At 42.8% G+C, this 14,632-nt stretch carries 11 protein-coding genes; 7 read left to right on the top strand and 4 right to left on the bottom strand.

From position 1 onward, the window contains the following. The first annotated feature begins 37 nt into the window (after nucleotides 1–37). Entirely contained in the window at nucleotides 38–1,513 is a 1,476-nt protein-coding gene (locus MHN30_RS12810; RefSeq protein ID WP_239359895.1) for a serine hydrolase, read from the top strand. 143 nt (nucleotides 1,514–1,656) lie between these two features. Here MHN30_RS12810 and MHN30_RS12805 read toward each other — a convergent pair whose 3' ends face one another. Further along, nucleotides 1,657–2,280: a DsbA family protein gene (locus MHN30_RS12805; protein WP_239359893.1), complete on the bottom strand. Its 624-nt coding sequence runs from the start codon at nucleotides 2,278–2,280 to the stop codon at nucleotides 1,657–1,659. Next, nucleotides 2,274–3,140: an MBL fold metallo-hydrolase gene (locus MHN30_RS12800; protein WP_239359891.1), complete on the bottom strand. Its 867-nt coding sequence runs from the start codon at nucleotides 3,138–3,140 to the stop codon at nucleotides 2,274–2,276. Before MHN30_RS12800 ends, MHN30_RS12805 begins: the two co-directional genes overlap by 7 nt. A 105-nt stretch (nucleotides 3,141–3,245) precedes the next feature. Here MHN30_RS12800 and MHN30_RS12795 point away from each other — a divergent pair, with 105 nt between their 5' ends. After that, nucleotides 3,246–4,133, top strand: coding sequence for a LysR family transcriptional regulator (locus MHN30_RS12795; RefSeq protein ID WP_239359889.1), 888 nt, complete (start codon nucleotides 3,246–3,248; stop codon nucleotides 4,131–4,133). Between the two features lie 403 nt (nucleotides 4,134–4,536). Here the strand turns inward: MHN30_RS12795 and MHN30_RS12790 are convergent, their stop codons facing one another. Next, a complete protein-coding gene (locus MHN30_RS12790; protein WP_019647551.1) occupies nucleotides 4,537–4,695 on the bottom strand; it encodes a hypothetical protein in 159 nt (52 codons plus the stop codon). 357 nt (nucleotides 4,696–5,052) lie between these two features. Between MHN30_RS12790 and MHN30_RS12785 the strand changes: the two genes are divergently transcribed. Together MHN30_RS12785 and MHN30_RS12780 are read left to right on the top strand one after the other, a co-directional pair. Further along, nucleotides 5,053–5,565, top strand: a complete 513-nt coding sequence (locus MHN30_RS12785) for a GNAT family N-acetyltransferase (protein ID WP_069018637.1) — start codon at nucleotides 5,053–5,055, stop codon at nucleotides 5,563–5,565. Between the two features lie 348 nt (nucleotides 5,566–5,913). Then, nucleotides 5,914–10,356 (top strand): di-heme oxidoredictase family protein, encoded by a 4,443-nt coding sequence (locus MHN30_RS12780; protein WP_239359887.1) that lies wholly within the window; start codon nucleotides 5,914–5,916, stop codon nucleotides 10,354–10,356. 134 nt (nucleotides 10,357–10,490) lie between these two features. On the opposite strand, the gene MHN30_RS12775 is transcribed toward MHN30_RS12780, so the two are convergent. Next, complete coding sequence (locus tag MHN30_RS12775; protein WP_239359882.1) at nucleotides 10,491–11,699, bottom strand: porin; 1,209 nt, start codon at nucleotides 11,697–11,699, stop codon at nucleotides 10,491–10,493. 364 nt (nucleotides 11,700–12,063) lie between these two features. Here MHN30_RS12775 and MHN30_RS12770 point away from each other — a divergent pair, with 364 nt between their 5' ends. From MHN30_RS12770 to MHN30_RS12760, 3 genes are all read left to right on the top strand, one after another. Continuing rightward, on the top strand, nucleotides 12,064–13,014 hold the full coding sequence (locus MHN30_RS12770) for a DUF5050 domain-containing protein (protein WP_039497188.1): 951 nt from the start codon (nucleotides 12,064–12,066) through the stop codon (nucleotides 13,012–13,014). 85 nt (nucleotides 13,015–13,099) lie between these two features. Beyond that, on the top strand, nucleotides 13,100–13,465 hold the full coding sequence (locus MHN30_RS12765) for a hypothetical protein (protein WP_239359881.1): 366 nt from the start codon (nucleotides 13,100–13,102) through the stop codon (nucleotides 13,463–13,465). A gap of 2 nt (nucleotides 13,466–13,467) precedes the next feature. Continuing rightward, a complete protein-coding gene (locus MHN30_RS12760; protein WP_239359880.1) occupies nucleotides 13,468–14,586 on the top strand; it encodes a serine hydrolase domain-containing protein in 1,119 nt (372 codons plus the stop codon). Nucleotides 14,587–14,632 lie beyond the last annotated feature (46 nt).

Raw genomic sequence — 14,632 nt, 5'->3', positions numbered from 1 at the left:
CACTATGCAGCACTTATCTATTCGGAAGGGAAACCACATGGCTAGTAAAACTTTTGTTTGCTTAGTTTATTTACTTTGTTTCATCAGCTCGGTCAGTGTAGCGTCAGAATATACGCCTTTAGACAACTTTATTGTTAAAGCCAAATCCGTGACTAAGTCGGCTTCAGGCACATCCGTTGTATTGATTAAGGATGGTCAAATTACTCACGAAGTTCACGTTGGTATGGCGAATGTTGAAAAGCAGATCCCTGTCAATACAAATTCGGTTTACTATTTCGCTTCGACAACTAAAGCGATAATGGGGCTGGCGACATTACAGGCTGAAAAAGAAGGTTTGCTTTCTAAGGACTCTACCTTGAGGCAGCTATTTCCAAACGTTAAGTTTTCTTTTATCAATCCTGACAACTACTCAGTCAAAGATTTATTGTCTCATCGCTCTGGATTAACAAATGACGCGATGACATGGACTTTTTCTTACACTGGAAACCATGACAAAAAGCAACGACTTCATTTTGTTTCCTCGCTAAAACCGCACCCGAAAATTAAAAAAGGTGAGTTTGGTTACACAAACCTTGGGTACAATCTTTTAGCAATATGGTTTGATGAGAACTATGAAGGAGGATGGCCTAACGCGATTAAAGAGCTAGTGCTTTCACCAGCAGGAATGAAAAATTCAACAGCAGATGTTGACCAAGCGAGATTGCAAAATTGGCCTATTCCAAGCCCATATTCATATAAATTTCGAAGTGGTCAATCTGAGATTTATATGAATAAAAACAATGCGACTTTGTATTCAGTGGGTATCTTTGCCAGACCAAATGATTGGGGTAAGTTGATAACCCACTTGTTACCAATAAATGCAGAGCGCTCAGCGTTTCCCAAGTCGGTTGTAAGAGCGTCTCAACAACTACTAGTCAGTGATATCGATAGCTATTTTTCCGGCTATGGATGGGGGTGGATGCACTCAAAAGTCGCTGGTGAAAGTGTGTTAATGCACACAGGGGGATTTGATGGCGCTTCTGTTCAAGTATCTTACGCTCCCGAAAAAAACCTTGGTGTCGTTGTTGTTCATAACGAAAGTGGGCTTATTGCAAATGAGTTAAATGGCAGAATAACTGAAATCGCTTATAAAATGTTAACTAATCAAGATGTGAGTAAGCTTATTGAATTCTATCAAGAGGAGATGACTGATCTTGCTGTTTATGTCGAGAAAGCAAAGGCAGAAATTGCCGCTAAAAGAGAAGACTTGTCAAAACGCCGGAGCATATCACCTTCGCTTAAGTCATTACTTGAAGGTGTATACGAAAACACGGATGTTGGACGGTTGACTATTAAACAGAGAGACAGCGATTTACATCTTGCTTGGGGGGATTTACAGAGCAAGATTTACAGTGGACAAGCAGATAATGAATTTATAGTAGAACTTAGACCGGGTAAGTTCTACGAACTAACCGCTGATAAAAGCATGTCCGTTATCGAATTAAAGGATTGGCAATTCCAAAAAGTTAGGTAATTCAGAGGCAAGGTTAGTTGCAATCTAAATGCAAATTAGTGTGACAACGCCAAAGTTGTGTAGCGGATATGCCGGCAGCCCCTTTTGGGGCTCACATTAGCGTAACAGTAGCTCCAATTTCAACCCCAAAGCTTGTCATAGAACTAGTGTATATAGTCATCAATCAACTGGCGCCAAGCATCGGGCTTACCGTAATAGGCAGTATGCGGAAGCTTTATCTGTTTCTCATGCTTTTCAAGGATAAGGGTTGGGAAGCCAGTAACTTGAAGCTTTTGCATTAATAGGCGGCTTTGCGCGATTTTTGTTTGCTCAGTCCCTTGATTTGCCAGCATAGCTCGTTGCCAGTGGTTTTTATCTAGCCCAAGCTCTACCGCGAGTCCTTCTATGACTTCAGTTCGGTTAACCTGTTTGCCCTCTATATAGTGGGCATGCTGAATAGTTTTAAGCATGTTAAGTGGCGCTATGCCCAATTGCTCAGCGGTTATGATGGCACGAGCGGTGATGTATGAGTCAAGGATCATCGACTCGTTACTCTCCACCCTTTGGATGTAACCTTTGCCAAACTGCGCGCCTGTTATGCTGGCTATACGCGCATCACTTGTGAGAATGTGGTTGCGGAACGCTTTCTCTATAGATTGGTTGGCAATCATACCTCCAGGATGCAGCTCAAGCTTGAGGTCACTGTTAGCTGCAATTGCATCCAACAGTGAAGTCGCACCGTAACACCAGCCACACATGGGGTCGAAGAAGTAGTGCACTTTTACCATTTCATCTCTCCCATATGTACTTTAGCACCAATACCCAACGCCATAGGTAATCCTGCATCAGGGTAGCGTGCAGACATACTATCAATCAGTTCAGCGCTATTTTTGCTGCTGCTTTTTGCCTGACTAAAGTCGCTTAAATACTGCTGCGAGTAGCTTATGGTACTTGCATCAAGTTTGGTGCCTGCTTTCATGTGACCAGGTATTACAACCTCTGGCTTGAGTGCTTTTAACTCTTTTAAGTGGCGACTCCACGCTTGTTGACTGCGTTGGGATTGCGCATCGGCCATCCATAAGTGCACATTACCGTAGACTGCAACATTGCCCAGAACCGCTTTACTTGACGGGATCCATAAGTAGGGGCGGTGTGCCAGCTCAGATTGCGTGCCGTGGATCTCTATTTTGTGTCCATCTACAAAGAGTGTATTTCCCTCTACAACTGTGGGGATGTATGGCTTAACAGGTGCATTTTCCCCCATTTTTGGTGTCCAAAATGCTAATTTACCCGCGAGTTTTTCTTCAATCACTGCTTTTACGGCAGCTGTGGTTAGGATCTTAGCTTCTGGGAACAAAGCGTGTAGTACTTCCGCGCCAAAATAATAATCCGGATCAGCTTGGCTGATAAAAATCGTCTTTAAGGTTTTGCCGCTGTCGAGTACTTTGGCTGCTATGCGTAGAGCATCCGCTTTGGTAAAACCTGTATCTACGACCATCACTTCACTCTCACCAATCACCAGCGTTGAGTTAACGTGGAAGCTGTTTTTGTCAGCGTTATAAACATCCAGTGTAAGTGGGGCGGTGTTTGCTGCCATCGCACTGCTTGCTAATAAAGTCGATGCTGCTATCAATGTTAGGTGTTTCATATCTTTTGCCTCAATAGGTTTAGTACGGAGCAGATGATATGAAATTGATAGGCTCAGAAAAACATGCCAAACTAAACATCATTGTTTCATAAATCGAACAAATAAATGGATAAACTTACCGCTGCTAAGGTCTTTGCCGACGTTGCAATCACAGGTAGCTTTACCGCGACGGCTGACAGGCTAGATATGTCTCGCCCTATGGTAACTCGGTACATTGAAGCAATGGAGAGCTGGCTAAACATTCGTTTATTACATCGCACCACGAGAAGGGTGTCTTTAACGACAGCAGGGGAGTGCTGCTTGGAAGAAGTGAGACAGTGGCTGAGGCAAGCCGACACCATAACCGGCTTGGCGAATACCAGCGGCAAACTGTCTGGTACGGTTCGACTAGCAACCAGTATGTCTTTTGGCTTTTCTCAACTAGTGCCCGCTATTCAACAGTTTATGTCAGCACATCCTGACGTAAATATTGACATTGATTTGCAAGATTCTGTGGCCGATCTCACTGAAAGTCAGATAGATCTGGCTATTCGTATTGCCTCTGCACCGGACCCTTCTTTGATTGGTAAATCAATTGCAGTATGTAGCTCAGTTATCGTGGCGTCGCCGCAATACCTTGTGAATGCAAGTGAAATCAAAAAGCCAGATGATCTAGCTGAGCACTTGTGCCTTGGGTATAAGAATTTTCAGCAGCATATTTGGCATTTGCGCAAAGGTAACTCACAACAGTCGGTAGCCGTAAATTGTCGTTTAACTGCGAACGAAGCGACGGCCTTAATGCACGCAGCGTTAAATGGCGCCGGTTTGGCAATTCAACCCACTTATTTGGTTAACCGCTACATCAAATCTGGCGAGCTTAAGCCGGTACTACCTGATTGGAAGCCAAGCGATATGAATATATACGTGCTCTATTCTTCGAGAAAGTATATGTCTCCAACCGTGAGGGCATTGATAGACTATTTGTCGCACTATTTTGCCAGCACGCCATGGTGAAACTACAAGTATCTTATAGAGTTACATCTTAATGTTGTTACGTTACTAGCTTGTTTGATCAGGGGAGTAGCTAACACGACGAATGTTTTATTATCGCTATTTCTCAATTACTTTTTACTTAAAACTAAGCCCAGCTAGTTGCTGGGCTTGACATACTTAACCTGAGGTTTGGATAAGGAATGTTCAAACTCATTGTTTCTAAAGAACAGCTTAGTTTTTTCCTTTTCTAGCCAGAGAGTTTTAGGGAAAACACCGCTCCCGCGTCCTGCTCTCGCTAAGGTACCTACATCCTGTAGGCAAGGCGAATTTACGCACCAATAGCTGGCTATTGGAAGTGAATTCAACGCAGTTAGCGCTAAAACTGGCTGCTAGAAAGGCATTAATTATCCGCAGCTCAGGTTACTTAGCAGATATAAACTGTTGGGCAAAATTCAGGAGTGGTATAGCATGCGCCGTAGTCTTTACTGTAAGCGCCGGTTCCGCCTGCTATTTCTTTCGTTTGTTTAGCATCTAGCGCTTTATTTGCGTTAAGGTTTTTTAATTTTACTTTTTTCAGTTTCATGTTGTATCCAGTTATTTTTTATCTTTGATTATTCGGTAATGTAGATAAATACCTATTTCTAAGTACTCACCTGTTAAATAATCTGTTTAATTTTTCAACATATTTCAAGCGGGGATGGCAAATAATTTCAGTAGATCTTTTAGTTGTTTGTTTTTTAAGTTGTTTATTATATTGAATTTTTATCAAGTAAATAAAAATGACAGCGTTAGACTTTTGTGCATGTCAATCTTGTTGATTGTGCAACCTATATTCAATCAATTGTTGCAGCAAATAGCTGTATACGCCTTACACATTAAAAGAAGCAATGCTAGTATCCTAGTTAGGATAACAATCGAGTTGATAAAAAGTAGGAAGCTAATGGCATTATCATTTCAGACCTTAAGGTTGCACATTATTGAGGTTAACGACGATCTTCCGGCACTCGATCGTGAACGGCTGATAGAGCAAATTCCCCATATCCTGAGTTCTAATGTGGTTGAAAACCTTCCCCCTTATTTTCATGGTATTAATTCAACAAAACAGGCCGAAAACTGGTTTCAGCGTATGCGTTCAGAGAGCCGCTTACTGCAAGTTAAGCTTGGGCAGCATGAGACAATTGGCTTTTTGTTTGTTTACGTTGAAAACGAAAGTGATGCGCATATCGGTTACTTATTGGCTGAAAAGCACTGGGGCAAAGGTTACGCCAGTGAATTGCTGCAAGGGTTTATCCATGCAGTTACCAATGTAGAGCTTTGGAGTACCCTAATTGCGGGAGTGGAGCAATCCAACCATGCGTCCATTCAGTTGCTCAAAAAGCTGGGGTTTTCACAGCAAGTGCATGATGAAAACAGTCCACTTTTCTTTGAATATGAGATCCATCGCGTCTGTTGACCTCAGCGGTTTGACTTTTATTTCCCTGAGTGTGCTTTGGTCACAGCGCTCTATTTGTCGTTAGTCCATCAATTGATAAAAGTAAAAAATATAACAGTTGTTGTTATTTTCTTGTTAATGTAAGCGCTTACATGTTAGATTTAACATTCAACATACGATTACACAGCTCTGAAAAGTGTGTAGCAAAGCTTGTGTGTTTGAAAAGCGCTATATTTTCAATTGTTCGGGGTTGTTATGGATTGAAATGTAAGCGCTTTCATTTCTGCGGTTTATGAAGTGATTAAAAGGATCCGTGTTTTAGTGGTTGATCACTAAAGCAGTTTTATACATTACATTTGGAGACATAAAGTGAAAACGAGTAGCAAGTTAATCGCAAAGCTCGCAAACATTAGCGTTATCAGTCTGATTGTTTGTGCGTCTTCGCAAAGTAACGCGGCTGTGGGGAATTTACTTTGGGAAGATAATTTTAATAATTTAGATACCAACACATGGAATATAGATATCGGGGATGGTTGTGACCAAGGAATATGTGGTTGGGGTAATCAAGAATTACAGTGGTACAGTGAAAATAATGTCTATATTAGCGACATTGTAGGCGAGGCGGGAAACAAAGGCCTTGTTCTTGAAGCAAAAAATCAAGTGATAGGCGGAAAGGCATTTACCTCAGGTAAGATCCAGAGTAAGAATAAGCTTGCCGTGCAATATGGCATGATAGAGATCAGAATGAAGGTATCTGATGTCGACACGGGGCTTTGGCCTGCACTTTGGATGCTAGGGACGAGTACTGCTAGCTGGCCGGCAAAAGGCGAAATCGACATCATGGAGATGGGCCAATCTCAAGCCGCTCGTAATGATGCAGGCTTTCCCGGTGCGCCAAGCAATAACTATACAGGCTCAAACTTAATTTTTTATGCAGATGCCGCCTGCAATGAAGGTAATCCAACCTGTGCAGCAAGTGTGGCATACAAAACCGATAATGCACATTTGTCCTCAACCCCCTTAACCAATCGCTTTGTTATCTATCGTACTTATTGGACTGAAGAAACGATCCGTTTCACAGTCGAGGATAATGGGGTCGAATATGATATGTTCGATAGCCCGTTTGCCATCAGTGAAGAGTCAAATGAATTCAACGCGCCATTTTATCTATTGATGAATTTGGCTGTCGGCGGGTTATTTACGGACGCGCTTAGCAATGAACAGGTGAGCGCGCCACTTCCTGGGAAAATGGTGGTGGATTATGTGCGTATTTATGAGCTAGATGGTCAAGGTGAAGTGTTCAGCGGCAATGTCACTGCGCCCGAAGTTGGCACCTTTGGTGTTTTTAGTGAGGGGCCAAGCGATAATCAGTTAGTGCCGGGAAGCAACGCGGATATTTATGTGTGGAACCAAAACTCACTCACTCAGGGTAATACCCCTGCCTATGAAGGCAATGAAGTGATTGCATGGCAGTATTCGCCTGCGCAGTGGTTTGGAGCCGGTATTCAAAGCCGTCAAGCACGAGATATGAGCAACTTTAGGGATGGTTACTTAAATTTTAAGATTAAAATTCCTGCGGATGTGAGTTTCAGAATTGGCATCGCTGACACTTATACTAATGAGAATTGGATCACATTCCCCGCGAACACCAATCAGTATGGCCTTGTTCGTGATGGTCAATGGGGTGAAGTACGTATTCCGATCACTGAGTTAGCGGGTAGCTTAGTGGCATTACAATCAATTAAAAATCACTTCAATATTGTCTCTGTCGCTGGGCAAGAACCTAACTATTCTTTTCAAATGGCAATTGACGATATTACCTGGACAGGGGGCGGTAGTGCGCCTGTCGATAGCGATCAAGATGGTGTTGAGGATAGCCTCGATCAGTGCCCAAATACTCAACCAAATGAAGAAGTTGATGCGAATGGCTGTCCACTGAATAATTTACCCGATGGATTGGAACAGGTCTCTCTGGATACCTTAACTTTCTATGTTAACACTACCGGCTGGGCGGATGTTCATTATCGAGTCAACGGCGGTGTGCAGCAAAATGTCCGCATGCAAGTGATTAATGGTCGCAATGAGCTGACAATATCTGGGCTAGCAGTGGGGGATGTGGTTAGTTTTTGGTTCACTTACCTACAGGAGGACGGAACGGTCGTAGATACCGCAGAGCAGGCCTATATACTTTCAGAATCCTCAGCTGGTAATGATAGCGATGGTGATGGCGTGAATGATGGTATCGATCAGTGTCCAGATACGCCTGTGGGGGATGTGGTAAACACCGATGGATGTAGTATTTTAATTACTGAACAACTTCGTATCGAAGCGGAAGACTACAGCAACTATTTTGATAACGATGCTGGCAATACAGGTGGCGAATATCGCAATGATGATGTTGATATTGAGCTGACCAGTGACAACGGCGGTGGTTACAACGTAGGTTGGACGTCGGCGGGAGAGTGGCTCGAATATCAGGCTAATTTAGGCGCTGGAAGCTATAACTTGACTGCACGCGTTGCCTCCCAAGTTGGTAATGGAGCATATAATGTTGTTGTTAATGGTAATCTAGTTGCCAGTACCGTTGTGCCTGCTACGGGTGGCTGGCAAACCTTTATTAGTCAAAATATTGCGTCGATTACGTTAAATGAGGGCGTGCATACCGTTCGTGTTGAAATGGCGGGCGGCGAGTTAAATCTAAACTGGCTTGAGTTCAATATCGCTGGCTCATCTAACAATGATAGCGATAACGATGGTGTACCAGATAATCTAGACCAATGTCCCAATACACCTACGGGCCGCCAAGTCGACAGCCAAGGTTGTGAGATCAGCTTTGGCACTATTGTGCCACTTTATGATGCAACAACACCTTTAGAGCAAGCTGTGAGTTATGACCGTGGAGATGCGCTTATTACGCGTTTTGCTGATCGCGGCCGAGATCGCCATGCAAAAGAAGATCAGTTTCAAATCTATGATCACTATTTATCGCATTATTGGACGCATCGAACTGCGCAATTTGAAATCGCTGATTTTGTAGCTAAAGGCGGCTCACGCATTGAAGTGACCTTTATTACAGAATGGAAACTCGGTGCGCGCGAATTTCGTGCTTGGTATCGTGGGTTAGGCACAGTTGCTGAGTACCACGGTAATTACTTTGGTGGCGGTGCGGTCGTTGAGCTTGATAACGGCAGTTATGATACGAACTTTAATAAGATAAGTGATTCAGGTGATCAATATCGTTACAGAGTGATCATTGATGACTACAGACCGCTAAATTGGGACCCAGCGGCAGGCTTTTTGCCTCTTGAAGTTGGTCAGCGCATGGAGTTTGAAGTTAGCCAGTTTCTTGATGCGCCACCAGAAGGGCGAGAAAATTATTATGGTACAACGTATTTATACATGGTAGGTGAAGGGCTTGTCCCATGGAAAACCGTTGGCGACTTTGCTGATCCATCATCACAACGCGAAGATTCTTACCCGATTGCAGAAGCGGGGTGGTTAGGAGGCAAAACCACATTGCCATACAATTACACTAATGAGCCTGATAATCACTTTATGCAAATGGCGACCAATTTATCGAGCCAAAATGGACAGGCATTTGTTCAGGGGCGACGTGTTCACCACAGTAGTTTTGTTAATGGTGAGCACGATGAACGCAACGGAGAAAATGGCGTGTTTAGTGCGGTGGTTGGAAAGTCAGGCCCACACTATATCAACGACAGTTGCGCAGCTTGCCATGTCCGCAATGGTCGAGCGGCGCCACCAGCTATTGGCGGCTCATTGGCAAAATGGGTGTTTAAAGTGGCCGATATCAATGGCAACACCCATCCCTTATTGGGGAATGTGTTACAGCCTAAAAACACAGGCATAGATACCGAGACGCAAGGCGAGGGAGATGTAACGATTGCTTCGTGGACTGAAAATAATGGTTTGCGTTCACCCAATTACCAATTTAATAAAACCACTCCAGCACGCTATTCAGCCCGTATCGCGCCTCAGCTGGTAGGCTTGGGCTTACTTGAAGCGATACCAGAGAGTGCGGTGTTAGCCCTAGCGGATGAAAACGACAGTAACGGCGACGGTATTTCGGGCAAAGCGCAGCGCGTGAACGATCCTATTACTGGTCAAACACGGTTAGGACGCTTTGGCTACAAAGCTGCGGCGGCATCAATTAAACACCAAGTCGCTAGTGCATTTAATACGGATATGGGGGTAACTAACTCGGTATTTCCAAATCCTGACTGTGGGGCATCACAATCAAGCTGCGGAGGTGGCGGTGTAGAAGTGTCTGATCAACATCTCACTGCGCTAAGCAAATATATCGCTTTATTGGGTGTAAGAGCGCAGCGTGGGCTTGACGACCCTGAGGTGCAATTAGGAAAGGCACGCTTTACCTCAATTGGCTGTGAAGGTTGCCATACAGCAACATTTGAAACCAGTGAGTATCATCCATTTGCGGAGTTACGTGCGCAAACGATCCATCCGTATACCGATTTATTACTGCATGATATGGGCCCAGGTCTTGCGGATAACTTAGGTGAAGGCATCGCGAGCGGTGCTGAGTGGCGAACAGCGCCATTATGGGGGATTGGATTGTCTGCTTGTGTGACAGGTGGTGTTGATAATGTGTTAGGTGGGCAAGGCAATGAGTTTTGTACCGCTGAGCCAAGCTATCTGCACGATGGTCGTGCGCGAACGATTGAAGAAGCTATTTTATGGCATGATGGTGAAGCACAAGCGGCGAGGGTCGCTTACGAAAGCTTGTCGGCAAATGATAAATCAGCCGTGTTGGCATTTTTAAACTCGCTGTAAATTTGTAAGTTTTCAATATCGTATATTTTGGCCAGATACAGCCACAGGCATAATGTTGAAATCAATTAGTGCATCGAAGCTCATGAAAGTCATGAGCTTTGATGCACTTGAAGTTGTTATTACAGTGCTTAGTCTTACAGCGTGTAATGGAAACCGATGGCGATACCGTCGTCTTCGGTTTGTGACATTTGTGCTTCTTGCGCGGCATCGGCGCTTGAGAAGTCACTAAAGTCCTTACGCGCTTCAATGTACAAAATGGTGTCTTCAGACATAAAGTAGTGTGCGCCTATCACGGCAAACTGACGCTTAAAAACATCATTAGGATCAGCATTAAAATTTGGTTGGATCACATAGTCATCGCCCGCATCAAATACGTTGTAAGCGATAAATGTACGCACGTCATTGTCAAAACGGTAGCTAACAAGCGACTCTAATCCAACGGCATCTTTGATTAAGCGGCCTAGGTTATCGGTATCGTGGTTTTCGTTTTTATTGATGTTTGCAGCTGCATACCAACCTGGCTTATAGAAATCGCCGTAGGTAATACCGACACCATAAATTAAATCTTTAACCGATTGATTTCGACCAGCAGCATACACAATATCAAACTCGCCGCGGTTAACACCGGCTGTGAGGGTTAAGTTTTCGGTTGCTGCATAGGTGAGTGAAGCGCCGTAGGTTGAATTAAACTCTACCATTTGTGCTGCACTATCCCCTTGATTAAATAGGGTTTCACATGAGCTGCTGGAAATATCAACGACATCACAAGTATAAAAATCGTCAGATTTTAGCTGAGCTTGTACCGCAAAGCTCAGTTTGCCAAATTGATTACGGTATTGCAGCACTTTATCACCACGACCAGTACCATTGATCGCGCCGTCGTCTTTGTTATAGGTGTAAACACCTGCGGCATTACCATCCCAAACTAGGCTGTAGTTGGTGCTGTATACCACGTCGTACCAAGCGCCCCATTGTTTTCCTAAGGTAATTTGGCCGTATTCATCGTGCTTAATACCAACATAACCTAATCGGTTATATAAAAACTCGTCTTGTATTGATTCGAAGCGGTTGCTGTAAACAATATCACTACTACCAACAGGGTTTACACCCCATTCAAGTAGTGCGAAAGCCTGCCAGTTGTTTTTCAATTGGCGTTTAAAGTCAAAGTTAATACGCGATGCGCCGTTTACCAACTCAGTCTCGCCTTGAGTGTTAATAACTCGAGCATCGATAAAGCCGCCAATCGTGACACTATTCTTTTCATCTTTGAATATCTCGATAGCGTTTACTGTTGGAATAGTAGTCACGCTAGCGATAAGAGTGGCAGCAAGTGTTCTTTTCATGAATTACCTTGTTTCAATGTTGTTGCTAAATAGGGTTAAATTAGCTAAAAAATGGAGATTATCAAAGCTAAAATACAGGCAAAAGTGAAAAAATATCAAGAAAATAACGTGGTTTTTGGTAAATTTATTCATTTTCTGTTCATTGAGTCTAAATATCAATGAGTTAGGGAAGGCTGCGTTCTGAGGTTATTGATTGATTTTACGCAATAAATGCAAGGGTTTATAGCAATATCTACGTTTTGTGACAGCAAAATAGCACGAAACGGTGTAATTCAGCGAAAAATCAATAAAACATCATGTTTTTGGTAGATAGACTTCTGTAGTCTTCCAATTAGATACACAACTACAGAAGGGAGATTGAGTAATGCTTGTTAAAAAAATTGGTATCTCAAAACTGGCTTGTTTTTCCACCATTATGTTGTTTTTTATTCATGAAGTTCAATCATATAGCGAACCATCAACAGAGTCATATGGTTTTATATATGGCTTTAAAGACGGTAATAGCAAAGCGATTTACTTAAGTGATCAAGATGGTAAATCGCCAGTAAAGATCGTGAAAGCCACGTCAAGTGACGGTTATCCTGCTGTCTCACCATCAGGAGAAAAAGTAACTTTTTACGGTAAATACGATAACTTTAAAACATGGTCAATTCATACCGTTGATATTACTGGCCGCAATATGAAAAGATTAACCAGTAAAAAATATGTGTGGGATAGTGCACCTGCTTGGTCATTGGATGGAATGACGATAGCGTTTGGCAGAGAATATGAAAATAAGGAAGGCGTTTGGCAAGAAGAAATTTGGTTAATGAATGCTGATGGTAGTGAACAGCGCCAAATTAAAAATCTTGAAGGTCGTGCTCCAGAATTTATGCCAGATGGTCGATTACTATATCAATCTAAAGCCAGCCCAAGCCAAATTAGCATTGCCAATTTGGATGGTAGTGAGGCTATTCAACTCACTCAAGATGACACTGACAACATGTCTCCTCAAATTTCCCCTGATGGCAAAAAAATAGCCTATCTATCTAATAGAGATGGGAATCAGGAGGTATATGTCATGGATATTGATGGAGCCAATAACAAGCGACTGACTCGTAATGACATTCAAGAGTGGGATCCATCTTGGTCTCCAGACGGCACAAAGGTGTATTTCGCTTCAGAGAATGTATATGGCTTTTATGATGTCTTTTCTATAAATGTGGATGGCACATCTATCAAAAAAATACTTCAAAACAGCTCGCAAGCGACAGTTGTGCCAGGTCTTGACCAAGAAACGCTACAAAAGTTAAAGAAAACAAGTGAGCGCCAGTAGACCTGTGCGCTGACCGCAGCTTAAGTTATTTACTTTTGCTGTTGTTGGAGACGACCTAAAAAAGGAAAAGAAGTATCGCGATATTGTGACTAAATCTGGTAATGTTCTACAAAATATTAATAACAACTACGACCAATTAAGAGACCGTTATAATTTTACTATATTGCCAAGATCAACGCGTTGGAATAGTGTTAATAGGCTCGGCTTCATTAGTACGTATTTGATTAGACAAGGCCGAGTCATAGAAGCGATAGAAGTCGCAGAACGTTACACCCAATATCAACCTAATTCTTGGCAAGCCTATGAGTCTTTAGCAAAGGCGTTTGAGGCGAATGAGGATAACTTGCAAGCGCTGCAAAACGCCAAAATAGCCGTGCGACTGGTTGATAATGAAGTAAATAAAAGCTTTCTATTGGCATACATTAATCAATTAATCAAGGCGACAGAGTAAATATGCAGCTACGTTCAGTGAAATCATTAACCCTACTTTGTTTGATGCTCTTTTTGATGGTTTTAACCGCCTGCAACAACGATAGCAAACTAGACTTTGACGCATTTGTTGAGAAAGAACTAACAGATTTTCTGATTGAGGAAAATGCACAGGTTGCCTCCATCGCCATTGTGAATGATAAGCTTAACTATCAAAAACAGTTTGGCGAGTTTCCTGATGGTACAAAGCCACACCATGACACCGTGTATGAAATTGCATCCATCACTAAAACTTATACCGGGTTGTTGCTTGCCAAGGCGGTAGTAGATAAAAAAGTGCAACTAGATGAAGATATTAGGGTGTACTTGCAAAAAGGTGATTATCAAAACCTGCAACATCTAGGCAAACCTATCACTTTGCGTCATCTCGCGACTCACAGAAGTGGTTTACCGCAAGATTTTGCATATACAAGCGCAGATATAAAGTCTGGCAAGGCTTTTGAGCTGTTCTCTAACTATTCAAAAGTGAAGTTTTTTGAAGATTTAGCTCAGTACCAACTTACCTCAACGCCTGGTCAGACATTTCAATACTCCAATGTTGGCGCAAACCTGACTGGGTATATTTTGGAAAACGTGTATAACCAACCATTATCTACACTTGTTGCGCAATTGATCACGGAACAATCGGGTGAAGTACACACAAGGTTTCGTTTAGAGCCCAGTGAGATAAGTAAAATAACGAGAGGGGTAGATAGAAACGGAAAAATTGCACCGTTACTCAGTCCACACTCGTTCGCTGAAGGCGGACTAACATCCACTGCAGCTTCGATTGCCGATTATATGCAGTATTTACTCAGCACCCAAGCAGAAGAAGTACTGTTGTCGCGCACCTTATTAACAGAAACCAGCAGTGAACATGGCCACGCATTTTTTTGGAATACATACGAGTATCACTCAGCTAATCCTATGTTCTATCACAGCGGAGGCTCTATGGGGACTTCCACTTGGCTTGCGCTTTATCCAAAGCAGAAGTTAGGAATATTTATTGCCACGAATGTTTCAGCGAACAACACGCAAGGGAAACTAAATGATATTGCCAATGCGATTGTTGAAAAGTATGAGCAAGTTGGACAGTCAAAATGACAAGCGAATGTAGTTTCAAAGTATGGCAGACCCTATTGAATATCTT

The sequence above is a fragment of the Pseudoalteromonas sp. OF7H-1 genome (genome assembly GCF_022347825.1).
Taxonomy (GTDB): Bacteria; Pseudomonadota; Gammaproteobacteria; order Enterobacterales; family Alteromonadaceae; genus Pseudoalteromonas; species Pseudoalteromonas maricaloris.
This window is presented reverse-complemented; position numbering and strand designations above follow the sequence as displayed.

Bases quoted from the DNA above. Each gene is read 5' to 3' on its own strand.
- MHN30_RS12805 (WP_239359893.1), bottom strand. From the start codon at position 2,280: ATGGTAAAAGTGCACTACTTCTTCGACCCCATGTGTGGCTGGTGTTAC.
- MHN30_RS12785 (WP_069018637.1), top strand. From the start codon at position 5,053: ATGGCATTATCATTTCAGACCTTAAGGTTGCACATTATTGAGGTTAAC.
- MHN30_RS12770 (WP_039497188.1), top strand. From the start codon at position 12,064: ATGCTTGTTAAAAAAATTGGTATCTCAAAACTGGCTTGTTTTTCCACC.
- MHN30_RS12790 (WP_019647551.1), bottom strand. From the start codon at position 4,695: ATGAAACTGAAAAAAGTAAAATTAAAAAACCTTAACGCAAATAAAGCG.
- MHN30_RS12795 (WP_239359889.1), top strand. From the start codon at position 3,246: ATGGATAAACTTACCGCTGCTAAGGTCTTTGCCGACGTTGCAATCACA.
- MHN30_RS12810 (WP_239359895.1), top strand. From the start codon at position 38: ATGGCTAGTAAAACTTTTGTTTGCTTAGTTTATTTACTTTGTTTCATC.
- MHN30_RS12760 (WP_239359880.1), top strand. From the start codon at position 13,468: ATGCAGCTACGTTCAGTGAAATCATTAACCCTACTTTGTTTGATGCTC.
- MHN30_RS12800 (WP_239359891.1), bottom strand. From the start codon at position 3,140: ATGAAACACCTAACATTGATAGCAGCATCGACTTTATTAGCAAGCAGT.
- MHN30_RS12775 (WP_239359882.1), bottom strand. From the start codon at position 11,699: ATGAAAAGAACACTTGCTGCCACTCTTATCGCTAGCGTGACTACTATT.